The sequence below is a fragment of the Thioalkalivibrio sp. ALJ1 genome (genome assembly GCF_000745395.1).
Classification (GTDB): Bacteria; Pseudomonadota; Gammaproteobacteria; order Ectothiorhodospirales; family Ectothiorhodospiraceae; genus Thioalkalivibrio.
In genome coordinates this window covers 1,299,511-1,326,433 of the sequence record NZ_KN050684.1, presented here as the reverse complement: position 1 = coordinate 1,326,433, position 26,923 = coordinate 1,299,511, and the positions used below count along the sequence as shown (strand labels likewise).

23 protein-coding genes and 1 other RNA gene are annotated in these 26,923 nt (G+C 65.6%); 1 reads left to right on the top strand and 23 read right to left on the bottom strand.

The features are described 5' to 3' along the window. Positions 1 to 13: 13 nt before the first annotated feature. The 4 genes from F462_RS08500 to F462_RS08485 form a co-directional block, all read right to left on the bottom strand. Positions 14 to 991: a Nudix family hydrolase gene (locus F462_RS08500; protein ID WP_038053259.1), complete on the bottom strand. Its 978-nt coding sequence runs from the start codon at positions 989 to 991 to the stop codon at positions 14 to 16. Beyond that, positions 972 to 2,183 carry a bifunctional glutamate N-acetyltransferase/amino-acid acetyltransferase ArgJ gene (gene argJ / locus F462_RS08495; protein ID WP_038053256.1) on the bottom strand — a complete coding sequence of 404 codons (1,212 nt, stop codon included), beginning with the start codon at positions 2,181 to 2,183 and terminating at the stop codon, positions 972 to 974. The genes F462_RS08500 and argJ overlap by 20 nt, the downstream gene beginning before the upstream one ends. Before the next feature lie 27 nt (positions 2,184 to 2,210). After that, positions 2,211 to 5,009, bottom strand: a complete 2,799-nt coding sequence (gene secA, locus F462_RS08490) for a preprotein translocase subunit SecA (protein WP_038053250.1) — start codon at positions 5,007 to 5,009, stop codon at positions 2,211 to 2,213. Positions 5,010 to 5,098: 89 nt separating this feature from the next. Then, complete coding sequence (locus F462_RS08485; protein ID WP_038053248.1) at positions 5,099 to 5,989, bottom strand: M23 family metallopeptidase; 891 nt, start codon at positions 5,987 to 5,989, stop codon at positions 5,099 to 5,101. A 45-nt stretch (positions 5,990 to 6,034) separates the two neighbouring features. On the opposite strand from F462_RS08485, the gene F462_RS08480 reads away from it, so the two are divergent. Beyond that, positions 6,035 to 6,466: a DciA family protein gene (locus F462_RS08480; RefSeq protein ID WP_038053246.1), complete on the top strand. Its 432-nt coding sequence runs from the start codon at positions 6,035 to 6,037 to the stop codon at positions 6,464 to 6,466. Here the strand turns inward: F462_RS08480 and lpxC are convergent. The 19 genes from lpxC to rsmI all read right to left on the bottom strand — a co-directional run bounded on the left by lpxC (position 6,463) and on the right by rsmI (position 26,878). Further along, positions 6,463 to 7,383 (bottom strand): UDP-3-O-acyl-N-acetylglucosamine deacetylase, encoded by a 921-nt coding sequence (gene lpxC / locus F462_RS08475; protein WP_081610798.1) that lies wholly within the window; start codon positions 7,381 to 7,383, stop codon positions 6,463 to 6,465. The two genes, F462_RS08480 and lpxC, sit on opposite strands and share 4 nt — an antisense overlap. Positions 7,384 to 7,510: 127 nt before the next feature. After that, positions 7,511 to 8,668, bottom strand: a complete 1,158-nt coding sequence (ftsZ, locus tag F462_RS08470; protein ID WP_018140231.1) for a cell division protein FtsZ — start codon at positions 8,666 to 8,668, stop codon at positions 7,511 to 7,513. Between the two features lie 97 nt (positions 8,669 to 8,765). Further along, positions 8,766 to 10,001, bottom strand: coding sequence for a cell division protein FtsA (gene ftsA, locus F462_RS08465; protein ID WP_018140230.1), 1,236 nt, complete (start codon positions 9,999 to 10,001; stop codon positions 8,766 to 8,768). 23 nt (positions 10,002 to 10,024) lie between these two features. Continuing rightward, entirely contained in the window at positions 10,025 to 10,714 is a 690-nt protein-coding gene (locus tag F462_RS08460) for a cell division protein FtsQ/DivIB (protein ID WP_038054923.1), read from the bottom strand. 98 nt (positions 10,715 to 10,812) lie between these two features. Continuing rightward, positions 10,813 to 11,751, bottom strand: coding sequence for a D-alanine--D-alanine ligase (locus F462_RS08455; protein WP_038053245.1), 939 nt, complete (start codon positions 11,749 to 11,751; stop codon positions 10,813 to 10,815). Continuing rightward, positions 11,748 to 12,710, bottom strand: coding sequence for a UDP-N-acetylmuramate dehydrogenase (gene murB, locus F462_RS08450; RefSeq protein WP_038053243.1), 963 nt, complete (start codon positions 12,708 to 12,710; stop codon positions 11,748 to 11,750). The genes F462_RS08455 and murB overlap by 4 nt, the downstream gene beginning before the upstream one ends. Further along, positions 12,707 to 14,134, bottom strand: coding sequence for a UDP-N-acetylmuramate--L-alanine ligase (murC, locus tag F462_RS08445; RefSeq protein WP_038053240.1), 1,428 nt, complete (start codon positions 14,132 to 14,134; stop codon positions 12,707 to 12,709). Before murC ends, murB begins: the two co-directional genes overlap by 4 nt. Then, positions 14,131 to 15,225: an undecaprenyldiphospho-muramoylpentapeptide beta-N-acetylglucosaminyltransferase gene (murG, locus tag F462_RS08440; RefSeq protein ID WP_038053237.1), complete on the bottom strand. Its 1,095-nt coding sequence runs from the start codon at positions 15,223 to 15,225 to the stop codon at positions 14,131 to 14,133. Before murG ends, murC begins: the two co-directional genes overlap by 4 nt. Further along, positions 15,222 to 16,427 (bottom strand): putative lipid II flippase FtsW, encoded by a 1,206-nt coding sequence (gene ftsW, locus F462_RS08435; RefSeq protein WP_018140224.1) that lies wholly within the window; start codon positions 16,425 to 16,427, stop codon positions 15,222 to 15,224. Before ftsW ends, murG begins: the two co-directional genes overlap by 4 nt. After that, the gene (gene murD, locus F462_RS08430; RefSeq protein WP_038053234.1) at positions 16,424 to 17,773 is read right to left on the bottom strand and encodes a UDP-N-acetylmuramoyl-L-alanine--D-glutamate ligase; all 1,350 of its coding nucleotides are present in this window, start codon (positions 17,771 to 17,773) and stop codon (positions 16,424 to 16,426) included. Before murD ends, ftsW begins: the two co-directional genes overlap by 4 nt. A 4-nt stretch (positions 17,774 to 17,777) precedes the next feature. Continuing rightward, positions 17,778 to 18,860: a phospho-N-acetylmuramoyl-pentapeptide-transferase gene (gene mraY, locus F462_RS08425; RefSeq protein ID WP_038053232.1), complete on the bottom strand. Its 1,083-nt coding sequence runs from the start codon at positions 18,858 to 18,860 to the stop codon at positions 17,778 to 17,780. Further along, positions 18,841 to 20,211, bottom strand: a complete 1,371-nt coding sequence (gene murF, locus F462_RS08420; RefSeq protein ID WP_038054921.1) for a UDP-N-acetylmuramoyl-tripeptide--D-alanyl-D-alanine ligase — start codon at positions 20,209 to 20,211, stop codon at positions 18,841 to 18,843. Before murF ends, mraY begins: the two co-directional genes overlap by 20 nt. Next, positions 20,208 to 21,749, bottom strand: a complete 1,542-nt coding sequence (locus F462_RS08415) for a UDP-N-acetylmuramoyl-L-alanyl-D-glutamate--2,6-diaminopimelate ligase (protein ID WP_038053230.1) — start codon at positions 21,747 to 21,749, stop codon at positions 20,208 to 20,210. Before F462_RS08415 ends, murF begins: the two co-directional genes overlap by 4 nt. After that, on the bottom strand, positions 21,746 to 23,461 hold the full coding sequence (locus F462_RS08410; RefSeq protein ID WP_038053228.1) for a peptidoglycan D,D-transpeptidase FtsI family protein: 1,716 nt from the start codon (positions 23,459 to 23,461) through the stop codon (positions 21,746 to 21,748). The genes F462_RS08415 and F462_RS08410 overlap by 4 nt, the downstream gene beginning before the upstream one ends. Next, complete coding sequence (gene ftsL / locus F462_RS08405; RefSeq protein ID WP_018140218.1) at positions 23,449 to 23,733, bottom strand: cell division protein FtsL; 285 nt, start codon at positions 23,731 to 23,733, stop codon at positions 23,449 to 23,451. The genes F462_RS08410 and ftsL overlap by 13 nt, the downstream gene beginning before the upstream one ends. Beyond that, positions 23,733 to 24,659 (bottom strand): 16S rRNA (cytosine(1402)-N(4))-methyltransferase RsmH, encoded by a 927-nt coding sequence (rsmH, locus tag F462_RS08400; protein ID WP_026181449.1) that lies wholly within the window; start codon positions 24,657 to 24,659, stop codon positions 23,733 to 23,735. Before rsmH ends, ftsL begins: the two co-directional genes overlap by 1 nt. A gap of 5 nt (positions 24,660 to 24,664) precedes the next feature. Further along, positions 24,665 to 25,105 (bottom strand): division/cell wall cluster transcriptional repressor MraZ, encoded by a 441-nt coding sequence (mraZ, locus tag F462_RS08395; protein ID WP_018140216.1) that lies wholly within the window; start codon positions 25,103 to 25,105, stop codon positions 24,665 to 24,667. 285 nt (positions 25,106 to 25,390) lie between these two features. Next, an RNA gene (gene rnpB, locus F462_RS12955) (RNase P RNA component class A) lies at positions 25,391 to 25,737 on the bottom strand. A 304-nt stretch (positions 25,738 to 26,041) separates the two neighbouring features. Further along, the gene (rsmI, locus tag F462_RS08390; RefSeq protein ID WP_038054919.1) at positions 26,042 to 26,878 is read right to left on the bottom strand and encodes a 16S rRNA (cytidine(1402)-2'-O)-methyltransferase; all 837 of its coding nucleotides are present in this window, start codon (positions 26,876 to 26,878) and stop codon (positions 26,042 to 26,044) included. Positions 26,879 to 26,923: the final 45 nt, after the last annotated feature.

The following is a 26,923-nucleotide window of genomic DNA, read 5'->3' as shown; positions in this document are numbered from 1 at the left end:
ACGTGCGATTCAATCAGCGTCTCCCTAGCAATCCGCGAATGGCCGCGATCCCCTGCGCGCCGACCGCCTGCGCCCGGGGCAGAGCCCCAAGATCCATCCCGCCCAGCGCATACACCGGGATGGCGGACTGGCGCACCCATTCGCCAAACCGTTCCCAGCCCAAGGGCTCGGCCCCCGGGTGGGTCGCGGTCGCCTGAACCGGCCCCAGAACCGCGAAGTCGAGACCCAGGGACGCGGCCGCTTCAAGCCCCGCAACATCATGCACCGAAGCCGCCACCCGACCTGGGACCAACGGCCGCGCCTCCAGCGCGCGCCAGCGGCGCTCGGGCAGGTGCACTCCGACTTTAGAGAAACCGTTCAACCACTCCAGCGGCGCGTTCGCCAGTACGGGGATGTCGAGCGGGTCGGCCACTGCCGTGATTGCGGCGAGGAACTGACGATAGGCGTCGCGCGCCAGGGCCGGCGCGCGCACTTGCACCATACCTGCACGCGCCGCGCGCAACGCGTTCGCCACATCCAAGATCACCGAGCCCATTTCGGAGGCACTATCGGGCGACGGAGTCACCAGGTATAGGGAAGGCAGGGTCAGAGCCTGCAGCATGGGACGATTCGCCTCCGGGAAGTCCGCCGGGTCGAGCAGCGTCGGGTCTCGCCATTCAAGGGACTGGCGCTCGCGCCCTGCCGGCTGCCCCGACCACTCGATGACACGGAACACGTGCAGCCGGACCGTCCGTTCAGCGTAGCGATGGGGGATGGTGAGGCACTGGACGGCTGATTCCACACGGATGCTTAACTCCTCATCCAGTTCGCGCGCGAGGGCCTCCGCGGGCTGCTCGTCCCGATCCACCTTACCCCCAGGGAATTCCCACAGGCCGGCCAGGTGGCGGCCCTGGGTGCGATGGGTTACCAGCACCCGGCCCGTGGCATCAAGGATCATGCCGATCGCAACTTCGACCGGAACCGCACCCGTATCAGGAACGGTACTCGGCATTAATGCGTACGTACTCGTGGGAGAAGTCGCAGGTGTACTTGCGCGCCGTCGCGTCACCCCGCCCAAGGTCAATCACAATATGGATCTCCTCGGCGGTAAAGGCCTGCTGGCCATCGGCCTCCTGATACGCGGGTGCACGACCGCCGTTGCGCACAATCTCGACCTCGTTCACCCGGATCGCCACACGTTCAATCACCAGATCCGGAATCCCGGCGCGCCCCACGGCGGCCAGAATCCGACCCCAGTTCGGATCCGAGGCAAACAGCGCCGTCTTGACCAGTGGCGACAGGGCTACGGTCTCCGCCACTCGCACCGCCTCGTCGTGCTCGCGGGCACCGGTCGTCTCGACGGTCACGAACTTGGTGGCCCCTTCGCCGTCGCGCACGATGGCCTGGGCCAGCTCGAGGCAGATCGCATCCAGGGCAGAGGCGAAGGCCTCGCGATCTGCAGCGGTCGCCAGCCCCGCGCCGCTGGCACCGCTGGACATGCAGACCAGCGCATCGTTGGTCGAGGTGTCGCCATCCACGGTGATCGCGTTGAAGCTGTCTCGGTTGGCCTGACGCAACAGACCCTCCAGCGCATCGGCTTCGACAACCAGGTCAGTACCGATAAAGGCCAGCATGGTCGCCATGTTCGGATGGATCATCCCGGAGCCCTTGGCGATGCCGGTCAGCGTGACCTCTCCCTGCGACAGCTGAACGCGGCGGCTGCCGCCCTTGACCACGGTGTCGGTGGTCATAATCGCGCGAGCGGCCTGCATCCAGGCATTCGGAGCGAGGGCGGCATACAAGGCCGGCAATGCGGTCGTGATGCGGTCCACCGGCAACGGTTCGCCGATCACTCCGGTGGAAAAGGGCAGAACCGCATCGGCTGACCCACCCGCGACCCCGGCCAACGCCTCGCAGCAGGTGCGAGCAGCCAGCAGACCCGGTTCACCCGTGCCCGCATTGGCGTTACCCGCGTTGATCAACAGCCAGCGCGGATAGCCGCTCGCCTGGTGTTCGGCAGCGACCACTACCGGGGCGGCGCGAAAGGCGTTGGTGGTGAACAGCGCGGCGATGGTCGCATCGGGACCCGCATCCATCAGGACCAGGTCATCTCGCCCGGCATACCGGATACCGGCGGCCGCAGTGGCGAGACGGATTCCGGGAATGGGCTGCAGTGCCTCGGGGATGGAAAGTCCTACGGCCATGCGATCAGCTCGACACCGGGGACCGGCCTACAGCTTGCCGTGGCAATGCTTGAACTTCTTGCCGGACCCGCACCAGCAAGGTTCGTTACGGCCCAATTTCGGCTCCTCGCGCCGGTACGGGGCGTCGCCGCTAGCGACAGGCTCGCGGGTACCCGCCTCGCCCTCGGCGCCGGTGTTCAGGGCGCTGTCCGGGTTCTGGTGCTGGAACTGCAAATCGTCCTCGGCCGGCGCGGCCTTCTTCGGCTTGAGCGCCTCGACCTCCTCCGGGGAGCGCAACTGCATCCGCATCAAGAACTTCACGACATCGTGCTTGATGCGTTCCAGCAACGTCTGGAACATCGCGAAGGCTTCTTTCTTGTATTCCTGCTTCGGATTGCGCTGGGCATAGCCGCGCAAGCCAATACCTTGGCGCAGGTAGTCCATTGCCGCCAGGTGTTCCTTCCACTGGCTGTCGAGGACCTGCAGCATCACGTCGCGCTGCAGTCGGTTCATGGTCTCGTCCCCCAGATGCGCGCGCTTATAGCTGAGCATCTCGCGCGCGTGACCAACGATGCGCTCGCGCAGCGGCTCCTCGTGCAGGTCATCTTCATCGTCCAGCCACTGCTGGACCGGAAGGTCGAGCCCGAACTCGCCCATCAGAGCCTGCTGCAGACCCTCGATATCCCACTCGTCCTCGATCGACCCGGGCGGGAGATACTGACTGATCAGGGCATTGACCACATCCTCGATCAGCGTATCGATAGTGTCGCTGATGTCATCGGTGGTCAGCAGCTCGGCGCGTTGTTCGTAGATCACCCGACGCTGGTCGTTGGCGACATCGTCGTATTCCAGTAGCTGCTTGCGGATATCGAAGTTGTGCGCCTCGACCTTGCGCTGGGCGTTCTCGATCGCGCGCGAGACCCAGGCGTTCTCGATCGCCTCGCCCTCCTTCATGCCCAGGCGCTGCATCAGGCTGCGCACACGCTCGGAGGCAAACACCCGCATCAGATTGTCTTCCAGCGACAGGAAGAAACGGCTGGAGCCCGGGTCCCCTTGACGACCGGAGCGGCCGCGCAGCTGATTGTCGATACGGCGGGATTCGTGGCGCTCGGAACCGATGATGTGCAGGCCGCCCGACTCCAGCACGGCGTCATGGCGCTGCTGCCAGTCGGCGCGGGTCGCCTCCTGCTTCGCGGTATCCTCGGGATCGATCTCGGCCAGTTCAGCGTCCAGCGATCCCCCCAGCACGATGTCGGTACCACGACCGGCCATGTTGGTCGCCAGGGTCACGGCCTTGGGCTGGCCGGCCTGAGCAATGATCGCGGCCTCGCGTTCGTGCTGCTTGGCGTTCAGGACCTCGAAGGGGATGCCGGTCTTCTTCAGCGCCGTGGCCAGCTGCTCGGAGCTCTCGACCGAGGCGGTACCCACCAATACCGGTTGGCCACGATCCACACACCACTGGATCTCCTTGATGATGGCCTCGTACTTCTCTTCCTGGGTCAGAAACACCAGGTCCTGCATGTCATCGCGGACCAGCGGCTTGTTGCCGGGGATCACGACTACTTCCAGGTCATAGATCGTCTTGAACTCGTAGGCCTCGGTATCGGCCGTCCCGGTCATGCCGGAGAGCTTGTCGTAGAGGCGGAAATAATTCTGGAAGGTGATCGAGGCCAGCGTCTGGTTCTCACGCTGAATTGGCACACCTTCCTTCGCCTCGATCGCCTGATGCAGGCCTTCGGACCAGCGCCGCCCCCCCATAATGCGGCCGGTGAACTCGTCAATGATCTGGACCTTGTTATCGCGGACCAGATAGTCCACATCGCGATGGAACAACGCATGGGCACGTAATGCCGCATTCAGGTGATGCAGCACCGCGATGCTCGCGGAGTCATACAAGGTCTGATACTCCTCGAGCAGCCCGGCCTCGCGCAGCAGCAGCTCGGCTTTCTCGTGACCCTCTTCGCTGAGGAAGACCTGCTTGGCCTTCTCGTCTACGAAGTAGTCACCCTCGCTCTCTTCATCTTCCTGACGCACAAGCTGCGGCGGGATGGTATTGAGACGTTCGTAGAGTTCGGAACTGTCCCCGCTGGGACCAGAGATGATCAACGGCGTACGGGCCTCGTCGATCAGGATGGAGTCGACCTCGTCGACCACCGCAAAATTGAGCGCGCGCTGCACGCGCTGTTCGGCCGAGAACGCCATGTTGTCGCGCAGGTAGTCGAACCCGAATTCGTTGTTCGTGCCGTAGGTGAGATCCGCGGCATAGGCTTCACGCCGGGTCACAGGGCGCAGGTGATCGAAGCCGCCTTCCTCGGCGTGGTAATCCGGGTCGAACAGGTACGAGGCGGAATCCACCCCCAGGCCACCGGAGCTGTTCACCACCCCGACGGACAAACCAAGGGCATGGTAGAGCCGCCCCATCCAGGCGGCGTCACGGCGGGCCAGGTAATCGTTCACCGTAACCACGTGCACACCGTCACCCGTGAGGGCGTTGAGATAGGTGGGCAGCGTCGCCACCAGGGTCTTGCCCTCACCGGTGCGCATCTCGGCAATACGGCCGTCGTTGAGGACCATGCCCCCGATCAGCTGGACGTCGAAGTGCCGTAGCCCCAACACCTGCGCACTCATCGCGCGGCAGACCGCGAAGGCCTCGGGCAGCAACTTCTCCAGATCCTCGCCTTCGGACAGTCGGCGCTGGAACTCCTGCGTCTTGTGCCGCAGCTCCTCTTGCGGCAGTGCCTCGGTGGCGTCGGCTAATGCGTTGATACGCTCGACCGCGCGGACATAGCGCTTGAGGATGCGATCGTTGCGACTACCGAAGATCTTCTGTACGAGCTGCTTGACCATGGGGATCCGAAAGGGTTGGCTGAAACCCGCCTAGGATAAACGATCCGCCCGGGAAACGCTGTCCCGGGAGGCGGCAAGGGAAACGCTGATCAATCCTGATCGGGGAGGAAGGAATACGGATTGACGGCCTGGCCGGCCTTGACCACTTCGTAGTGCAGGTGGGTGTCGGTGGCGCGACCGGTGCGGCCCATGGTGGCAATGACGTCACCCGCCTCGACGCGCTGACCCGGTTCGACCAGGATGTCTTCGTTGTGGGCATAACGGGTGTTGAGTCCCCCGCCATGGGCAATCTCTACCAGATTGCCATAGGCACCGTGGCGTCCCGCAAACACGACCAAGCCACCTCCGGCGGCGCGAATGTCGGAGCCAGGCCGCCCGGCGAAGTCCATACCGGAATGAAAACGGCGCTGCCCGGTGAACGGGTCCTCGCGATAACCAAACGCCGAACTGACCCAGGATTCTTCATCCACCGGACGGAAATGCGGGTTCAATGCCTCGCGAGCGGCATCCTGCCGGAGTTCGGCGCCCATGGTATCGACTGCGTCGAGGTGCCGGCCGAGCAGGTGTTCCAGCGCGAGCAGACGATCATGGATCTCCAGCGGCGAGTCCGGCCCCTCCAGCAATGGCCCGCCCTGGCCACCGGTCTCCGGTTCCAGTTCGGTGACATCCAAGCCCAGGGAGTCTCCGACGGAGCGGATTCGCAAGTCCACCCTCGCCAGCTGGCGCTCGAGGGAGACGACGCGATCGACCAGCAGGGTCAAGCCCTCACGCGCCGCGTCGCGCTCGGCGGCATCCACCGCCACCGTGTCCAGGGTGCTGGTTACGGGGATCTTGACCACCTCGCGCTGACCTTGACCGGCGTGGTAAGCCGCCATCAGGGCCGCCAACATCAGCAGCGCAAAAACCGCCACGGCCAGCGTTATTACCCAAAGCGGCAGACGCGCACAGAGGCCGTCGGGACGTAGTACGATCAACTGCATGCAAATCCTCTCGTTCTATCCGGCACGAAACGGCGAAGGGCCACGATGAAACCACAGCGCATCAGCCGGTTCATTGCCCACGACTGGTCGGCTCACTCTAGCCGCGACCGGGGCGTGGAACGCGCCATGGAACCGCTCGTGGGCGATGCCCTCCAGGCCGGCCGTCTCGCCTTTACCTTGCGCGACGACAGCCTGGTCGCGATCTGCGCCGATCGCGGATTGGCCACGGAACTGCGCTTCCAGCAGCGCGAGCTCCTCAAGACACTGGCCGCTGCGGGCTTCGCGGGCATTGAGCAGATGCGAATTCGCCTGACCCAGACGCCGCGCGCCCCTGAACCGGCGCAGCGCCTGGAACCGCGCGAGATCCCGGAATCGGCACGCCAAATCCTCGCCGATACCGCCGCCGGGATTCAGGACGACGGGCTGGCCAACGCCCTGCAACGGCTGGCGTGCGCGGCGAAGACGCCGCCCGACTAGCCTGCCGGTGTCGGCGCCAGCTGGCCGAAGGAGATCGGCAACCGCTCGCTCGGATCCTCGAAGGTGACCTTTTCCCACGCCGTCTCGTCGGCGGCGAGCTGCCGAATCAACTGATTGTTCAGGGCATGACCGGACTTGTGCCCGGTAAATGCGCCAATCAGGCTGTGGCCCAGCAGATAAAGATCCCCGACCACGTCGAGGATCTTGTGCTTGACCAGCTCGTTGTCATAACGCAGCCCGTTTTCGTTCAGGATCTTGTAGTCATCAAGCACCACCGCGTTGTCCAGGCTGCCACCCAGTGCCAGCTGGTTGGCCCGCAGGGCCTCGATGTCACGCATGAACCCGAAGGTGCGGGCACGCGAGACCTCCTTGACGAAGGAGGTGGAGGAGAAATCCAGCTCCGCGCGCTGGCTTCCATCGGTAAACATGGGGTGTTCAAAATCGATACAGAAGCCGACCTTGAAGCCCTCGTAGGGGTCGAAGCGCACCCATTTGTCGCCCTCGCGGACTTCCACGCTGCGCTTCACCCGGATGAATTCCTTGGGTGCATCCTGCTCTTTCAGTCCGGCGGACTGCAGCAGAAACACAAAGGGACCGGCACTGCCGTCCATGATCGGCACCTCGGCGGCACTGACATCCACGTGCAGGTTGTCGATACCCAATCCGGCAATGGCCGAGAGCAGGTGCTCCACGGTCGAAACCCGGACATCACCTTTGACCAGCGTAGTAGACAGTCGCGTGTCGCCGACATTGTCAGCACAGGCGCGAATCTCCACGGACGGATCAAGATCGCAGCGGTGGAACACAATCCCGGTGTTCACCGGGGCCGGACGCAGGGTCAACACTACCTTTTCTCCGGTATGCAGACCGACACCGGTCGCCCGAATGCTGTTCTTGAGCGTTCTTTGTCTGATCAACGATTTGAGCCTCTTTCTCTATACAGCAAGGCGCATAAGCGGAGCCCGGGCCCTCCCAGGCTCCCTATGCACACAACGATGACCGCATTATTGCAGGATTCCGCCCATCCTGCATGTGCCCGCGGTCTCAGTCCGCCTGCTTTCGCAGGAAGGCCGGAATATCCAGCACATCAATGCCTTGCTGCTGGTTATAGTCCACCGCCAGGTTGTCGCCACCACGACGCTTGACGGTCGGCTGGTCCAGGTCGACCTCGACATCCGAGCCCACGGCCTTCTTCGGTTGTGCATCCACCACCCGTACCGCCGGACGCTCCGACTGCGTGGCCGGCGTACCGAGCCCAGTAGCCACCAGGGTCACCCGCAGCTCGTCGGTCATCTCGGGGTCGATGACCGTTCCCACGACAACGTTGGCATCTTCCGAGGCCAGGGCTTTCACTGCTTCGCCCACCTCTTCGAACTCGCCAATACCGACATCCATACCGCCAGTAACGTTCACGAGGATGCCGCGCGCCCCGGAGATGTCGATGTCTTCCAGCAGGGGGCTGGCAATCGCGGCCTCGGCTGCCTCGCGGGCACGATCCTCACCGGTACCGGTGCCGGTCCCCATCATCGCCATACCCATTTCGCGCATCACGTTGCGCACGTCGGCAAAGTCGACGTTGATCAGTCCCGGACGCGTGATCAGTTCCGCGATCCCCTGAACCGCCCCGAACAGCACATCGTTGGCGGCCTTGAAGGCGTCCAGCAGCGTGGTGTTCTTGCCCAGCACCGTTAGGAGCTTCTCGTTGGGGATGGTGATCAGGGAGTCCACCTGTTCGGTCAGGGCCTTGATCCCGGACATCGCGACCTGCATGCGGCGCTTGCCCTCGAACGGGAATGGCTTGGTGACGACCGCGACGGTCAGGATGTTCATCTCCTTGGCGATCTGTGCCACGACCGGCGCGGCACCGGTCCCCGTACCACCACCCATACCGGCGGTGATGAAGACCATGTCGGCCCCCTGCAGCAGATCCTGGATGCGTTCACGATCCTCTAGCGCGGCCTCGCGACCCACGGACGGATCCGCCCCGGCACCGAGGCCCTTGGTGATGTCGCCGCCCAGTTGCAGCAGCGTCTTGGAATCCAGGCTCTTCAATGCCTGGGCATCCGTGTTGGCGCAAATGAAGTCGACGCCTTCCAGCTGCGCGTTGACCATATGTTGGACGGCGTTACCACCGCCGCCTCCGACGCCGACGACCTTGATCGTCGCGTTCTGGCTATAGGTGTCCATCAGTTCGAACGTCATGGCTGCGTCCTCTCGTTGCGTGTGTACATAAACTGCTGTTGGCCTGCTTCATGGTCGGAGAGCGGTCCGACCCCCACGATCCGGCGTGTTCTAATCATCAGAACTGTCCGGAAAACCAGCGCTTCATGCGCGTCCATACGCCCTGGAACCCGCTGCTCACGGGCCGGGCCTCCTGCTCCGCACGCGACTCGCGGGCGTAGAGCAAAAGCCCAACACCCGTTGCGTGAATCGGATTTCTCACCACATCCAGGAGCCCGGTGACGCGTTGCGGCACCCCCAGGCGTACGGGCATGTGGAAGACCTCTTCGGCGAGGTCCACCACACCTTCCATTCGGGACGAGCCGCCGGTGAGCACCACCCCGGCGGCAATCATTTCTTCGGTGCCGGAGCGGCGCAGTTCCGCCTGCACCAGCTGCAACAATTCTTCGTAACGCGGCTCCACCACCGAGGCGAGCGTCTGGCGCGACAGCCGCCGCGCGGCACGATCGCCCACGCCGGGGACCTCGATGCTCTCACCGGGGTCGGCCAGCGAGCGCAGCGCGCAGGCGTACTTGATCTTGAGTTCGTCGGCGTATTGGGTCGGGGTGCGCAGGGCGACCGCGATGTCATTGGTGACCTGGTCGCCGGCAATCGGGATAACCGCGGTGTGCATAATGGCGCCGTGGGCGAACACGGCGATGTCGGTGGTACCCCCGCCAATATCAACCAGGCACACCCCCAAGTCTTTCTCGTCGTCGGTCAGCACCGAGTAGCTGGAGGCCAGCTGCTCGAGGATGATGTCATCGACCCGCAGGCCGCAGCGTTCCACACACTTGACGATGTTCTGCGCCGCGGACACCGCGCCGGTGACCAGGTGCACCTTGGCTTCCAGCCGCACCCCGGACATCCCGATCGGCTCGCGGATGCCCTCCTGCTCGTCGATGATGTATTCCTGCGGCAGCACGTGAAGGATGCGCTGATCCGCCGGGATGGCGATCGCGCGCGCGGCATCGATCACCCGATCGACATCGCCGGCGACCACCTCGCCGTCCTTGATCGCGACCACCCCCGTAGAGTTGTAGCTCTTGATGTGGGAGCCGGCGATCCCGGTGTAGACCGAGTGGATCTCACAGCCGGCCATCAGCTCGGCCTCCTCCACCGCGCGCTGGATCGACTGGACGGTGGACTCGATGTTGACGACCACGCCCTTCTTGAGCCCGCGCGACGGCGAGGACCCGATCCCGATGATCTCGATCTCGCCTTCTTCGGTCAGCTCCCCGACAACCGCCTCGATCTTCGAGGTCCCGACATCCAGGCCGACGATCAGACCGGGTTCCGACTTCTTTGCCATCATCTTTTTGCGTCCTGTCGTTCGTGTCATCGGGCTTTCCCCGCACCGTCATCCGCCGTATCCGCCCAGGCCACCGCGAGGCCGTGGGGATAACGCAGGTCGATGCGTTCCACCGGTGCCTCGCGATAACCCCGGATGGCCGGTACCGCCCGTACCAACTGCCCCAACCGACTCCGATCGGAGTCACGCCCCATGAGCACCCGCACGCCGTCGGCCAGATGGATGGTCCAGTCATGCCGCGCACCCTCTTCCAGACCCACCACCTCCAGCCCGGCATCGGCGAGCCGGGCCGAGACCTCCAGATAGCGATGCATCAGCACCACCTGGCGACCATCAGTGCCCGCCAACGCCGGCAGGCTGTCCCATTCCGTCAAATCGACCGGGCCGAACAGACGACCATGGCGATCGACCAGGTGGTCCGCGCCCCACTGCGCGACCGGAACCGGCTCGCGAATCTCGACCACCAAGGTGTCGGGCCACTGCCGCCGCAGACTCACCGCGTCGATCCAGGCCTGCGCCTCCAATGCATCGCGCAGCCGCTCCAGCTCGGCGCCGACGAACCCGGGTGCGTGGGCGCGGGCGAGCTCGCGTACCGCGGCGACATCGGCGTGCTGCGGATTACCGGCCACTTCGATGTGCTCGATCGGCAGCAGGGCGTCCGGGTCGAACTGGAGCCAAGCCACCGTGCCCAACACCAACACTCCGGCCAGGCCCATGCCGGCCATCAAACGCAGACCCGGCCCGACCGCACGGCGCAGGGGCGAGGGCCCCTGACGCTGTGGCTGGCGCGCCGGTCGAGTTGTGCGACGTGCGCTCAACGCAGCCCTCCACATTCGAAACTCGAATCCAGTATTCGCAGGCACAGCTCATCGAAATCGATGCCGGCCTGGGCCGCGGCCTTGGGTACCAGGGAGTGATCGGTCATACCCGGGATGGTGTTCACCTCGATCAGGAAGCTCTCGCCATGCTCGTCCTGCAGAATGTCGACCCGCCCCCAGCCGCAACCTTCCAGGGTCGCGAACGCCGCGATGGCCAGCGATTGCAGCTCGAGCAGCTCGCTGGAAGACAACGGCGGCGGGCAGATGTAGCCGGTATCATCGGCCTCGTACTTGGCGTGGTAGTCGTAGAAGCCGCCGGGGGTACGAATCTCGACCACCGGCAAGGGCTCGTTGCCCAGGATCGCGACGGTGTATTCGCGGCCCCGGATCCACTGCTCCGCGAAGACCTGGCCCGGCTGCAGCCGCGCGGCCTCGAAGGCGGCGGGCAGATCCGCCACCCGGTCCACTCGGGTAATGCCCAGGCTGGATCCGCCGCGCGCCGGCTTCACGATTAGCGGGAGTCCCAGGGCTTCAGCGACGGCGTCCAGGTCGAATCCCGGTGTCAACAAACGGTAGGGCGCGCTGGGCAGATTGCTGCCGGCCCACAGTCGCTTGCAGGCCAGCTTGTCCATGCCGAGAGCCGATCCGAGGACCCCAGTGCCGGTGTACGGCAAGCCTGCCATGTCCAGGCAACCCTGCAACGTCCCGTCCTCGCCGCACTCGCCATGGAGCACAATGAACACCCGGTCATAGCCTTCCACGGCCAGACACCGAGCATTCTCGCGGGTCAGATCCAGCGGATGGGCGTCCACACCTCGGCGCCGCAGCGCCGCCAACACCGCCTGGCCACTGTTCAGCGAGATCTCGCGCTCACCGGACCACCCGCCCATCAGGACGGCGACCCGGCCGTAGTCTTGTGCGCTTCGCTTGCTCATGACGTTCCCTCGTTTGCGTCGGCCCCGTCGACGGGTCGTCCCAGCACCCGCACCTCGGGCTCCAGCTGCACCCCGAACTGGCGCTGGACCTCGGCTTGGGCATGGCGCAATAGCCACTCGATATCGGCGGCCAGCGCAGTGCCGTCGTGGGTAATAAAATTGGCGTGCTTGAATGAGATCTCCGCCGCGCCGCGGCGCAGGCCCTTCAGGCCTGCCGCCTCGATCAGACGCGCGGCATGGTCGCCCTCCGGATTACGGAACACCGATCCACAGGACGGCAGCCCCAGCGGCTGCTTGGCGGAACGCTCGCGCAGGAGTTCCCGAATGCGGCGGGTGCCGACGTCCGCGTCGCCCGCAGTCAGCTGCAGTACACACCCGGTAAACCACTCCTCTTCGGGTCCATGCACGCTGCGATAACCGATGACGTAATCCTTCGGGGTGCGGCTATGGAGTTCGCCACGGGCATTCACCGTGCCGACCGACTCCACCAACGGCCAGATCTCGCCGCCCCACGCGCCGGCGTTCATCTGCAATGCACCGCCGACCGTGCCGGGGATACCGGCCAGGAACTCCGCCCCGACCAGGCCTTCGCGGGCACTGAAGCGCGCCGCCTGGGCGCAAGCGAGACCACCCCCCAGCAGCAGACGATTTCCATCCAACCGGCGGCGCTCGTTGAGGACCCCCGACAGATGGATCACCAGGCCGTCGACACCTCCATCCCGGACCAACACATTGCTGCCCAGGCCGAGGAAGGTCACCGGCAACTCCGGGGAGTGGCGGGCGTGATCGCGCAAGGCATCCACCAGGTCATCCAGGTCGGCAGGCTGGAACAGCCAGTCCGCCGGGCCGCCGACCCGCCAGGAGGTCAGGCCAGCGAGCGGCACTTGCGCCTGCAACCGACCACGCGGCGGCTGGGCGAACGGGCCCTTGGCCGGATCCACTGTGCGGGCCGCCATCATGATTCCCCCTCGGTGTCGCGCAGTTCCTGCGGCAACAGCCCAGCGAGGCGGCCGATGTCGCCTGCCCCCTGCGCGATCACGACATCATCGGGGCGCAGCATCCCCTGGATCACACCGACGACGTCCTCGGCATGCTCGACAAAGACGGGTTCCACCTGCCCGCGCAGGCGAATCGCGCGCGCCAGGCTGCGGCCATCGGCACTCGCAATCGGATCTTCCCCGGCGGCATAGACCTCCAACAGGATCAACACATCGGTCTCCGACAAGGCCTCGACGAAGTCCTCGAACAGATCCCGCGTGCGGGTATAACGATGCGGCTGGAAGATGGTGATCCGGCGGCGGCCAGGCCAGGCATCAAGTGCGGCGGCCTGAGTCGCGGAGATCTCGCGCGGGTGGTGGCCGTAATCATCGACCAGGGTCACCGGACCGCTGGCCGCATTCCAGGCCTGCACCTGGAAGCGCCGCCCGATGCCCTGGAATCGCTTGAAGGCGGCCTGGATTGCGGCCGGCCCCACTTCCAGCTCATGTGCGACGGCGGCCGCCGCCAGGGCATTCAGGACGTTGTGACGTCCCGGAAGATTCAGGGTCACCGGGAACGGGGCCTGTCCCGGGAGCTTCAGGTCGAAGTGCATCCGTACCCCTTCCTGACGCAGGTTGTGGGCACGGACGTCGGCGGGCTCATCGATGCCGTAGGTCAGACGCGGGCGCTCCAGTTCCGGCGCGAGCGCCCGAACCTGTGGGTCATCCAAACACAGCACGGCGAGGCCGTAGAACGGCAGGTGGTGCAGGAACTCGAGGAACGTAGCCCGCAGTTGCTGAAAATCGTTGCCGTAGGTCCCAAGGTGGTCCGCGTCGATATTGGTGACCACGCTGACCATCGGCTGCAGGTGCAGGAAGGAGGCATCGCTCTCGTCGGCCTCGGCCACCAGATAATCCCCGGCACCCAGGTTCGAGTGGCTGGCCGTACTGTTCAGGCGGCCCCCGATCACGAACGTCGGGTCCATCCCCGCCTCCGCCAACACGCTGGCGGTCAGACTTGTGGTCGTGGTCTTGCCGTGGGTACCGGCGACCGCGATGCCATAACGAAAACGCATCAACTCGGCCAGCATCTCGGCACGGCGCACGATCGGAATGCCGCGGCGGCGCGCCTCCTGGACCTCGGGGTTGGTCGGATTGATCGCGCTGGAGACCACCAGCACGTCGGCCTCGGCCACGTTGTCCTCGGTATGGGCCGCAACCACCGGGATGCCCATGCCCTTCAGGCGTTCAACCATGGGTGACTGACCCAGGTCCGAGCCCGAGACCTGGTAACCCAACTGATGCAGCACTTCGGCAATCCCGCTCATGCCGGAACCGCCGATCCCCACACAGTGGATTCGACGGATGCGACGCATCGCGTGACGGGGCAAACGGGCCGCGTTCATGACGATTTCTCCCGGCGGGCGCCCGCCATCTCCATACAGGCATCCGCCAGCCGCCGCGCGGTATCCGGACAGGCCTGTTCGCGCGCCCGCACCGCGCGGCCGCGCAAGGTCTCGCGGTCCAGTGGTGCCAGAAGGTCATACACCCGATCCGCGCTCAGGTCAGCATCCGCGATACGCCAAGCAGCGCCGGCCTGGACCAGGGCTTCGGCATTGGCGGTCTGATGGTCATCGACTGCATGCGGGTACGGGACGAAGACCGCCGGGAGGCCCGCCGCCGCGATCTCCGCGACGGTCAATGCCCCGGCGCGGCAGATCACCAGATCGGCCCAGGCGTAAGCGGCGGCCATGTCGTCGATGAACGCGCTGACGTCTGCTTCCAGGCGGGCCTCGGCATAGGCGGCTTGGGCCTCATCGAAGGTGCGCTCGCCCGCCTGATGGCGGATATTCAGGGGCTGTTCCGCGGCTATCCGTGCCAGCCCCGCCGGTAGCGTGCGATTCAGCGAACGCGCCCCCAGGCTGCCACCCAGCACCAGGATATTCAGGGCTCCGGAGCGCTCGTCATAACGAGCCTCGGGCGCGGGCAACGCACTGATCCGCGCGCGGACCGGGTTCCCTACAACGGTCACGGCGACCCGCTCGGGGAAACTGTTTTCAAATCCTGCGTACACGCGATCCGCAACCTTGGCCAACCAGCGATTAGTCATTCCCGCCACGGCGTTCTGTTCATGGATCGCCAGCGGGCGCCCCATGGCAGCGGCCATCAAGCCGCCAGGACCGGCGGCGAATCCACCGAAACCCATCACGGCATCAGGGCGCAGCCGGGTCATCAGACCCAAGGCCGCCCACAGCGAGATGCCCAGCCGCCAGGGGGCAAGCGCCAAGCCCATCAGGCCCTTGCCCCGCACGCCGGCAATCGGCAGCGTATGCAGCTCGATACCGGACTCCGGCACCAGGCGGGACTCGACCCCGCGAGCGGTGCCCAGCCAGCGCACCTCGGCGCCCCGCTCGCGCAGCTGTTCGGCCACCGCCAGGCCGGGGAACACGTGTCCGCCGGTGCCGCCGGCCATGATCAGGATGCGTGGGGCCCTCATGCGGCACCCCCGCGCCGACGACGTGCCGGCGGTGCCGCACGGGGAGCCGGCACCTGCGCCTCGCGATAGACCCGCATCACCAACCCGATGGCGGCCAGCGAAACGATCAGAGAGCTCCCGCCGTAGCTGAGAAACGGCAGGGTCAGACCCTTGGTCGGCAGCAGTCCCATGTTCACCGCGAGGTTGAGGAAGGCCTGTAGTCCCATCCAGATCGCAACGCCGAAGGCCAGGTGCGAACCAAAGGCATGGCCCGCGCGCTCGGCGGCAAGCCCGATCCGGATACAGCGCCACACCAACACCCCAAACAAAGCGATCAGGGCCACGACCCCGACAAAACCGAACTCCTCGGCAAACACCGCAAACAGGAAATCGTTGTGGGCCTCGGGCAGGTAGAAGAGCTTCTGCACGCTGTTCCCAAGTCCGGCGCCAAACCAGCCACCGGAACCGATCGCAATCAGCGACTGCGTCAGCTGGAAACCGGTGGCGAAGGGGTCCTGCCACGGGTCGAGAAAGGCGGTCAGGCGCGCAACCCGATACGGGGCCGCCACCGCCACGACCGCCATGCCAATGGCGATGGTCGCTCCCAGCGCCATGAACTGCCACAGCTTGGCACCGGCGAGGAACAGCATGCCCATACCGATGGCCAACATGATCGCAGCCCCGCCGAAGTCGGGTTGCAGCAGGAGCAGGATGGTCCCCACCCCGAGCACGATCAGGGGGCGGATAAAGCCGAGGAAATGGAGCCGCAACGTCGAGTAATGGCGCACGATATAACCCGCCAGGTACATCACCACCAGCAGCTTCACCATCTCGGCGACCTGGAGGTTGAAGACCCCCAGGGGAATCCAGCGTGTAGCGCCATTGACGGTGCGGCCGACACCCGGAATCAGCACCGCGATCAGGAGTGCCATCACGAGGATCAGAAGCCAGGGCCCGGCGCGTTCCCAGCGAGCCAGCGGGACCGTCCAAAGGAAGGTCGCGACCACGAGCCCAATCGCGGCGAAGATCACCTGGCGTTGAAAGAAATGCCAGGTATTGCCGAAATAGCGTTCGCCCAGGCCCATGGAGGCGGAAGCCACCATCACCAGGCCAATCCCCAACAGGATGGCGGTCACGGCGAGCAACGGCAGGTCCACATGGTCGCGCATGCCGGCGACCAGACCGCGCTCCGGGAGTCCGATATTGGCGCTGGAGACGCTCATGCCGCCAGCCCCCCAACGGCGCGCGCGAAGTCATCGCCGCGCGCCTGGTAATCCACGTACATGTCGAGACTGGCGCAACCGGGCGACAACAAAACGGTATCGCCCGGCTCCGCCCAGGCCGCCGCCTGGGCAACGGCCGCATCCATATCATCCACACGCTGCACCGGCACGACGGACGCCAGAGCGCGGGCGATGGCCGGCGCATCCTCACCCAGCAGGACCACCCCGCGGACCTTGCCCGGGATGTAGTCCGCCAGCGGCGCAAAATCCTGGCCCTTGCCCTGGCCACCCGCGATCAGCACCAGCGGTCCAGGTGTACCCCGCAGCGCGGCCAGGGTGGCACCCACATTGGTGCCCTTGGAGTCATTGATGTATTCGACGCCGCCAACCTCCGCGATCCACTGCGAGCGATGCGGGAGCCCGGCAAAGTCAGCCAGGGCCGCCAGCGCCTCGGCCCGGGAACGGCCCGACTCCAGCCAGGGCCATGCCAGGGCCAGTGCGGCAAGGGCGTTGGCCCAGTTGTGCTGGCCACGCAGACGCAGTCGGTCGGTCGCGAGCAATGCCTCATCCCCCCGCACGAGATCGGGACCGCCTTCGGTGGCGGCCCGCACACCGAAATCGGAGCCGGCATGGGGGGCATCCAGGCCAAAGGAGATCACCTGCAGGCCGGCTGGCAGGGGGAGTTCACGCAGCCAGGCGTCGTCGCGGTTCAACACCCCACGTTCGGCGCGATCCAGGATACGGGCCTTCGCTTGCACGTAGGCATTCAGGTCCGCGTACCGGTCCAGATGATCGGGGGAGATATTCAGGATCGCGGCCGCCGCCGGCGCCAGGCGTTCGCTGCGCTCGAGCTGAAAACTCGACAGCTCCAGCACATAGAGCTGCGGGGTAGGCGCCAGCAGATCCAGCGCCGGGGTCCCAAAATTCCCACCCACCGCGATGTTCCAGCCAGCGGCCTGCAGCAGCTCGGCCACCAGCGCGGTGACCGTGCTTTTGCCATTGGAGCCGGTGATCGCGATGACGGGTGCGGCGGCGGCATCGGCAAACAGGTCAATGTCGCCCGTCAGCTCGGCACCGGCGGCACGGGCCCGTTGCAACACAGGATGCCCCAGCGCTACACCCGGCGAGACGATGATGCGCTGAAAACCGGTGGTATCCACCTGATCCAGCGGACCCGTCCAGGCGTCTTGCAACCAACGGGGGGCGGCGCCCGACTCCAGCGCCGCCGGGGCCGCGCGGGTATCGGTAACCGCAAACGACTCACCTTGCGCCCGCAGGTAACGGGCGACCGACTGTCCAGTCGCCCCCAGGCCCACGATCAGGTTGTCGTTGTTGGCTTGCGTCATGGGATCAGCGCACCTTCAGGGTCGCAAGACCGATCAGTACGAACACCACGGTCAGGATCCAGAACCGCACAATCACGCGCGGCTCCGGCCAACCTTTGAGTTCGAAGTGGTGGTGCAAAGGGGCCATGCGGAAGATCCGACGCCCGGTCAACTTGAACGACGCGACCTGGATCATGACCGAGAGGGTCTCCAGGACGAAGATGCCGCCCATGATCAACAGCACAATCTCCTGGCGCGTAAGGATGGCCAGCATGCCCAGGGCCGCCCCCAGGGCGAGGGCCCCGACATCGCCCATGAAGACCTGCGCCGGGTAGGTATTGAACCAAAGGAATCCGAGGCCGGCCCCGACCAGGGCAGCGGTGAAGATCACCACCTCGCCCACGCCGGGTACGGCCGGGATACCGAGGTAGTCGGCAAAGATGGCATGACCGGCGGCGTAGGCGAACACGCCCAGCGCGCCCGCGACCAGGACGGCCGGCATGATGGCCAGGCCATCAAGTCCGTCGGTCAGGTTCACGGCATTCGAGGATCCAACGACCACCAGCCACACCAACGGGATGAACAACCACCCCAGACTGAACTGGATGTCCTTGAACACCGGGAGATAGAAGGTCGTCTCCACCGGCCCCTGTGCGGTGTACATGATCACGCCGGCCGCGATCAGGGCGAACAACGTCTGCCACAGAAGCTTGGCGCGCGCCGACAGTCCCTTGCTGTTGCCGTAGCGCAGCTTCAGGTAGTCATCCCAGCCCCCGACCGCACCGAAGGCAAGGGTGGTCAGCAACACAAGCCACACAAATCGGTTGGTCAGGTCGCTCCACATCAGGGTCGCAACCGCAACCGCAACCAGGATCAGGGCGCCGCCCATGGTCGGCGTGCCGGCCTTGGTAAGGTGCGATTCAGGACCATCGTCACGAATCTGCTGGCCGATATTGCCGACCGTCAGTCGGCGGATCATCGCCGGACCGATCAACAGTGCGATCGCCAGCGCGGTCACCACGCCGAGGATGGCGCGGACGGTCAGGTACTGAAAGACGGTGAAGCCGGAGTAGAACTGGCTCAGGTATTCAGTCAGCGCGAACAGCATCGGCCACCTCCGGCGCTGACGAGGCCAGATCCAACCCCTCGATAATCCGCTCCATGTGCTGACTGCGCGAACCTTTCACCAGAACCGTGGCGTTGGCATCCAGCAGTGGCGGGAGTCGAGCGGCCAGCGCCGCGTGATCGTCGAACCACTCGCCGCCGGAGCCAAAGGCCTCAGCGGTGGGTCGCGCGGCGGCGCCCAGGGCCAGGCAATGCTCGATACCCATCGCCCGCGCCAATTCTCCGGTCTCGGCGTGCAGGTCGGCCGCGCCTGCTCCCAATTCGCCCATCGCGCCCAATACCAGAATGCGGCGCCCAGGCATCGCGGCCAGGACTTCCAGCCCCGCACGCAGTGAATCGGGGTTGGCGTTGTAGCTGTCGTCCCACACACGGGCGCCGGTGACATGCCACAACTCTTGCAGGCGGCCCCGTACTGGCTGCCAACGAGACAGACCCTCGACAATGCGATCAATGCCAATGCCCACGGCGTTGGCAGCCGCTGCGGCCGCAACCGCATTGGCGGCGAGGTGGCGGCCCGGCCCCGCCAGACGCAGGTCACGCCCTGCCCCAAGAATGGCCAGTCGCAGCCGGTCCGGGGCTTGCCACATGCCCTCAACCTCGCCGCCACCTTCCAGCGAGAAGCGCTGGCAGTGATGGTGTTCGTTCAGCGACAACCAGTAGTCGGAGAAAGGGTCATCCAGATTGATGACCGCGGTGCCGCCCTGCGCCGGCAGACCGGAATAGATCTCGGCCTTGGCATGAGCCACACCCTCCAGACTCCCAAAGCCTTCGAGGTGGGCTCGGCCCGCGTTGGTGATCAGGGCCACCTGGGGTTCCACCCACCGCACCATACGGCCGATCTCGCCGGCGTGGTTCGCACCCAGCTCAATCACCGCGTAGTCGCTATCCAGCGGCATCGCCAGCAAGGTCAGCGGCGCCCCAATCTCGTTGTTCAGGTTGCCGGCCGTGGCATGCACCGACCCCACCCCTTCGAGGATGCAGCGCAGCATCTCCTTGGTCGTGGTCTTGCCGTTGGAACCGGTTAGCGCGATGACCCGCGCGCGACTCTGGCGGCGCCAATGACGACCGAGCCGGCCCAGGGCCTCGCGGGTATCGGCCACGATGACTTGCGGGCGAGGCAGATCAAGGGGCCGCTCCACCAGCAACACGGTTGCCGGAAGATCCGCCGCGAGGTGATCGTGAGCGTCAAAATTAGGCCCTTTCAGCGCGATAGACAGCGCACCGGGCCGTGGCTCGCGGGTATCGGTAAACACCCCCTCGAAGGACACGTCCGCAGCGCCCTGCAGGCGCCCACCCACGGCCGTGGCCAGCTCCTGGCTCGTCATTCGGATCATTGCCGCGTCTCCCCATTCGTGCGGTCTTGGCTGCGCGTTTCCTTTGCGTGCCGGCTTGCCCAAACCTGCACCTGCTCACGGTCGCTGAATGGATAGCGCTGCCCGCGAATTTCCTGCGTCGTCTCATGCCCCTTGCCAGCGACCAGGACCACATCGCCGGCGCCCGCCTCGGCCAGCGCGCTGGCGATCGCGGTGGAGCGATCACCGATTTCGTGGCATTCGGCGGGATTCGCGCAGCCGGCAAGGATTTCGGCGCGGATCGCAGCCGGATCCTCCCCGCGGGGGTTATCGTCGGTTACAAAGATCACGTCAGCCTGACGACAAGCCATCTCGCCCATCGCCGGCCGCTTGCCTCGATCGCGCTCGCCGCCGCAGCCAAACACCACACTCAAACGGCCCTCGGTATGCGGGCGCAGCGCGCAGAGAGCGGCTTCCAGAGCCTCGGCGGTGTGGGCATAATCCACCACTGCCAGTGCCCCGTTCGGCTGCGGGAACCGCTCCATCCGCCCCGGCACACCGGGCAATTCGGTCACCGCGGTGATCGCATGCTCGCGATCCACGCCCAAGGCCTGCAGGGTGGCCAAAGTGGCCAGCAGATTTCCGACCTGAAACAGACCGAACAGGGGGGATCGCACCGCGTACGCCTGGCCGCCGGCATGCAGGGTAAAACGGAGGCCCTCGGGGCTCGTCTCGACGTCCTGAGCGCACAGATCGGCCGGTGCGCCAGCAGCGCTATAGGTCACTGGCTGAACGCCGGATGGGAGGCGTTGGGCGACCTGACGGCCAAAGGCATCATCCGCGTTGAGCACCGCCGTCTGCAGCCCGGGCCAGGCGAATAGAAGGGCCTTCGCCGCGGCATAGGCCTCCTGATTGCCATGGAAATCGAGATGATCGGAACTCAGGTGCGTCAACACGCCGACGGTAATCGGCGTGCCAGCAAGGCGTCCTTGCGCCAGGCCATGCGAAGAGGCCTCCAGCGCCACCGCACCGCAGCCGACCTGAGCCAGCTCCGCAAGGTGCCGATGCAGGTCGATCACGCCCGGTGTGGTATGGCCGGTATCGACCAGGTGGCCAGGACGGCCCACACCCAGCGTGCCGATCAGACCCGCCGGCCGGCCCAAGGCTTCGAGGGCGAGCGCGATCAGGTGGGTCACCGAGGTCTTGCCGTCGGTACCGGTGACCGCCACGATCGGGGCCTTCTGCGGCCAGGCACCGAATACTTCCGACGCCATTTGCGGTAAAAGGCTGCGCAGCCCCGGCACGCGGAGCAGGGGGACATTGGTCGCCACGTCGGCGCTCTCGGCCTCGTCCCACAGGACGATGCTGGCACCCCGTGCGGCCGCATCGGCCGCGTGCTCCAGGCCATGGTGACGAGTGCCTGCCAAAGCCACGAAGACGGTTCCCGGCACGACCCGACGGCTATTCTGCACCAGATCCGCCACTGGCAGCGCCGCTTGGTCGCGAGTCAGGAACTCGACCGGGAGCAGATCCCCCAGCACAGGCCCGCCCACACCTCGGGTATCACGAGCGGCCATCATGTCGCCCCCTCGTGTTCGGCGGCCAATCGCATCGGGATTTCCGGCATCGCATCCGGGTACACGTTGAACATGCGCAGGGCCGAGCTAACAACGCGCTGAAACACCGGGGCCGCGACGGCACCGCCGTAATAGACGCCAGCACCCGGTTCGTCGATAACCACCGCCATCACAAAACGCGGGTCGGAGGCCGGAGCCAGCCCAACAAAGGATGAGAAATAGCGATCCTCGGTATAACCGCCTGGGCCGCTCTTGCGGCTGGTGCCGGTCTTGCCCGCGACCCGATAGCCGTCGATCGCGGCCTGCCGGGCCGTGCCCTCGGTACCGATCACGTGTTCCATCATCCCCAGCACCTGGCGCGCGGTACGCGGGGTCATTACCTGTGTCGGTTCGCGCAGGTCATCGGCGGTACGCACCAGGCGGACCGGTACACGCTGGCCATCGTTGGCGAAGGCGGTATAGGCCGCGGCCATCTGCAGCGGAGACAGGGACAGGCCGTAGCCGTACCCGAGGGTGGCCTGCTCAACCTCGCGCCAGGTGGGGAAGTCGCGCAGACGGCCGGCGGCCTCGCCCGGGAAGTGGGTGCCGGGGCGCTGACCAAACCCGGCCTGATGCAGGGCCTGCCAGAACTGATCCGGCGGGGTATCCAGCGCCAGCTGGGTGGCCCCCACATTACTGGAGCGCGCAATCAGGGTGGTGAGGTCAATCGTTCCGTAGTCGCGCAGGTCACGCACGGTCAGACGCCCCACCCGCATGGTGCCGGGTCCAGTTTCCAGCGTGTCGTTGACATCCACCGCCCCCGAATCGAGGGCTGCCGCCACGGTGAAGGGCTTCATGACCGAACCCGGTTCCAGCGTATCCGTGACCGCGCGGTTGCGAGCATGGTCGGAGCGGATGGCGCCGCGATTGTTGGGGTTAAACCCGGGCTGATTGACCAATGCCAGGATCTCGCCGCTGCGGGCATCCAGCAGCACGGCGGAACCTCCGCTGGCGTTGTGCTCGGTGACCGCAGTTTTCAACTCACGGTAGGCCAGATATTGCAGGCGCTGATCCAGGGTCAGCGCCAGGGTGTTGCCATCACGGGCGGGCCGGATGCTCGCCACGTCACGAATGGTCCGGCCATGGCGATCCCGCAGCACGCGCTTGGCGCCCGGCTGACCCGACAGCCATTGATCAAACGCCAGCTCCACGCCTTCCTGACCCTGGTCGTCGATATTGGTGTAGCCGAGCACGTGCGATGTGGCCTCGCCATGCGGATAGTAACGACGGAATTCGCGGGTCAACCCGACGCCCTGCATACGCAGTGCGGCGACGCGCTCGGCCTGCTCTGGAAGCATGTGGCGCCGCAAATAGATGAATTCGCGCGACGCACGGCTCTCGATCCGCTCCGCCAGCCAGCGATCCTCCACACCCAGTGCCGCGGCCAGGTCCGGCCAGCGCTCGCGCTGACCGATCAGATCCCGCGGGTTGGCCCAGGCGGTCTGCACAGGGGCCGAGATGGCCAGGGGTTCACCGTAGCGGTCGGTAATCATGCCGCGGTTGGCCGACTCGGTGAGGGTGCGCACCTGACGTTGCTCGCCCTGCTTGGTCAGGAAATCGCGCTCCAGCACCTGCAGGTCGATGGCGCGCAGCAACAGGGCCACACTGGCCACGGCAAAGACGGCAATCACGACCTTAAGACGGCCGCCGCTGATCTGTCGCTTCAAGGCGCCCATTGGTCACCCCCAATCACGACGATGCGGTCGGAATCCGGCTGGATCATCCCCAGGTTCTCGCGCGCCTGCTCCTCGACCCGGCCCTGGGTCGCCCAGGTGGACTGCTCGATCTGTAACTGGGTCCATTCGAGATTCAGGGCGTCGCGCTGGTCCAGGGCCTGTTGATGATCGACAAAGGCCTGGCGCGCCTCATGCTTGGCCGCCACAACACCGATGGCCGAAGCGAAAACACCCGTCGCCAGCGCCACCGCGAGGAGCCCGCGGGCAACCATCAGAGCCGCTCCCCGACCCGCAGGACCGCGGACCGCGAACGTGGGTTGATGCGCTGCTCTTCACGATCGGCATGGACCGGCTTGCCCACCGGGCGCAGTTTGCGCTCGGGTTCTTCCAGCATCACCGGCAGCCCCCGCGGCAAGCGCACGTTGGCCACCGGCTTGCGCAGGGCCTGCTTCACCATCCGGTCTTCCAGCGAATGGAAGCTGATCACCACCAGCCGCGCCCCACTGGGCAAGGCATCGGGGATCGTCGCCAGCCACTGCTCCAACTCGGCCAATTCCTCGTTCACGAAGATGCGGAGGGCTTGAAAGGTACGGGTGGCCGGGTGCTTGCCGGGTTCGCGCTTGGGGACGGCGCGACGCACGATCTCGGCCAGCTCTCCAGTCCGGGTGATCGGGGTCTCGGCACGCGCCGCCACGATGGCTCGGGCGATGCGACGGGAGTGACGCTCTTCGCCGTAGTGGTAGATCACATCGGCAATCTCGGCCTCGTCGGCAGCGGCCAGCCAATCCGCCACGCTCGCGCCGCTCGTCGGGTCCATGCGCATGTCCAGAGGGCCGTCGTGCTGAAAGCTGAACCCACGCTCGGGGGTGTCCAGCTGCGGCGAGGACACGCCGAGGTCCAGAAACACGCCATCCGGCCCGCGGTCTGGCGAACGCTGCTGCAGGGTGGCGGCCATAGTGGAGAACGGTGCCGCCTCGAAGGAAAAGCGGGAGTCATCGGTAAAGGCCGCAGCGGCGGCGCCCGCCTCCGGGTCGCGATCCATCGCCAGCAACCGGCCATCCGGCCCCAGGTGTTCCAGGATCGCGCGGCTGTGACCACCGCGGCCGAAGGTGCCGTCGACGTAGAAGCCATCAGCGCGCACGGCCAGGCCCTCCAGGACTGCGTCGCGCAGCACCGGGGTATGGGAGACGGCTTCCATGTCCGTCACAACGCGATGGACTCGAGCGCTTCGTCATCCACGTCACCCCCCAGTACCTGGGCGCAGGTCTCCTCCCAGGTCGCTTCATCCCAGATCTCGAACTTCTTGCCCTGACCCAGCAGCACCACCCGTTTTTCCAGGCCGGCATAGCTGCGCAGGGGCGTGGGCAGGAGCAAACGGCCACTGCCATCCAGTTCGCACTCGGTGGCGTGACCCACCAGTAGGCGCTGCAGGTTGCGCACCTTGGGATTCATGTTGGGGCGGGACATCAGGTTCTGCTCGATGCGCTCCCACTCCGGAAACGGGTAGAGGAGCAGGCAGCGGGAAGGGTCGACCGTAATCACCAGCTGGCTGTTGCAGCTCGCCGCCAAGTCGTCGCGATACCGCGCCGGCATGGCCAGGCGGCCTTTCGCATCCAGATTGAGTTGGCTGACACCTCGAAACATGATTAAGCGGTGGTTACCCACCTTTCCCCACTTTGCCCCACTTTTCGACACTATAGGTACGGGCATCCCCCAGAGTCAAGAAAATCGACCCTGAAAAACGAAAAATAAGCGTTGAATCACAGAGACTTAGCGCGACCACCGCCAGGCGGATGAAAGACCGGAAAGAAGGGTATTAAAAGCCTGGCGTTGAACCTCAAACTTAATGCATCACTTTATAAGTTTTCGGCACACACGACGGGTTGGGTGCAACCGGAACCGGCCACCTGAGGAAGCAACGTGGGAAAAAGTGGGAGCCGGCCGTAAGCCGGGTTCTGTCGTGGACAGTCATTCATCTGGGACGTCCGTCACCGGACGCCTCGAGCAGCCTACCCGGGTGCGATGCGGGCCACACCATGCACCCCTATTTGGCCTTGCTCCGGACGGGGTTTACCCTGCCACGGACTGTTACCAGCCGCGCGGTGCGCTCTTACCGCACCATTTCACCCTTACCTGTGCCCGAGGGCCATCGGCGGTGTATTTTCTGCGGCACTTTCCGTCGGCTCGCGCCGCCCAGGTGTTACCTGGCGTCCTGCCCTGTGGAGCCCGGACTTTCCTCCACATCCAATGGATGCAGCGACTGCCAGGCCGACTCCCGCGCTCCTTGTACGCCGCCCCGCCCCCGAACGCAAGGCTTTTCAATGGCCTGCCCCGACGTCCCTTTTTTTTCACCACGAAGCACACGAAGGCACGAAGAAGGTCAAGGGCGCTTCACAGGAAGACGGGAAGATTTGAAGGAATGAATGCGGGTTAAACACGCCGGGCTCGGACGGTGTAGCCATGAGTGTCCGGCCAATCCTGCCAGCGGGAATGCCCTTCTATCGTTCCAGCCTTCCTGTCGATTGCTTTTGACCTTGCCCTTCTTCGTGCCTTCGTGTGCTTCGTGGTGGAAAAGAGGCTCTAGCCCTCGGCGTCTTTGAGGGCGAGGGCGCGGGCGTAGACGCGGTTGCGGGGCAAGTCGGTGGCGTCGGAGAGGAGACGCGCGGCGCGCTTGAGGGGGAGTTCCTGCAGTAGTCCGGCGAGCAGGCGTTCGTGTTCGGCGGACAGGGGATCGTCGGCCTCGCCGCCCGTGTCGGGCAAGGGTGCCGGCGCCAGGATCAACACGAACTCGCCACGAGTGCGGTTGCTGTCGGCATCCAGCCAGGCGGGCAGCTCGCCCGCGGGGCCACGATAATGCTCCTCGAACTGCTTGGTGAGCTCACGCGCCAGGAAGACCTCATGCTCCGGTGCCAGTTCCGCCAGGTCATCGGCGGCGGCCCGAATGCGGTGGGACGATTCAAACAAAATGGTCGTAACCGGTTGTGCGAGCAGCCGCTCGAGCCGGCGGTGACGCGCGCCGGAGGCGTGCGGCAGAAAGCCCTCGAAGCAGAAGCGGTCCGACGGCAAACCCGCAACGGCGAGCGCCGCAAGCGGCGCACTAGGACCCGGCACCGCACGCACGGGAGCGCCGGCCTCGCGGGCAGCCCGTACCAGGCGGAAACCGGGATCGGAAACCAGTGGCGTACCGGCATCCGAGATCAGGGCGATGTCCTCACCCGCCGCCAATGCCTCCAGTAACGACGGGATGCGCTCGGCCTCATTGTGCTCATGCAGGCTGACCAGGGGCGTGCGCACCCCTAAATGTGCCAGCAGCCCGGCGCTGTGTCGCGTATCCTCCGCGGCAATACGCTGCACTCGGCTCAGGACCTCACCGGCGCGCGGGCTCAAATCCCCGAGGTTGCCGATCGGGGTCGCCACTACCCACAACGTGCCCCAGTTCGTTGACACGGCCTGATGCGCTTT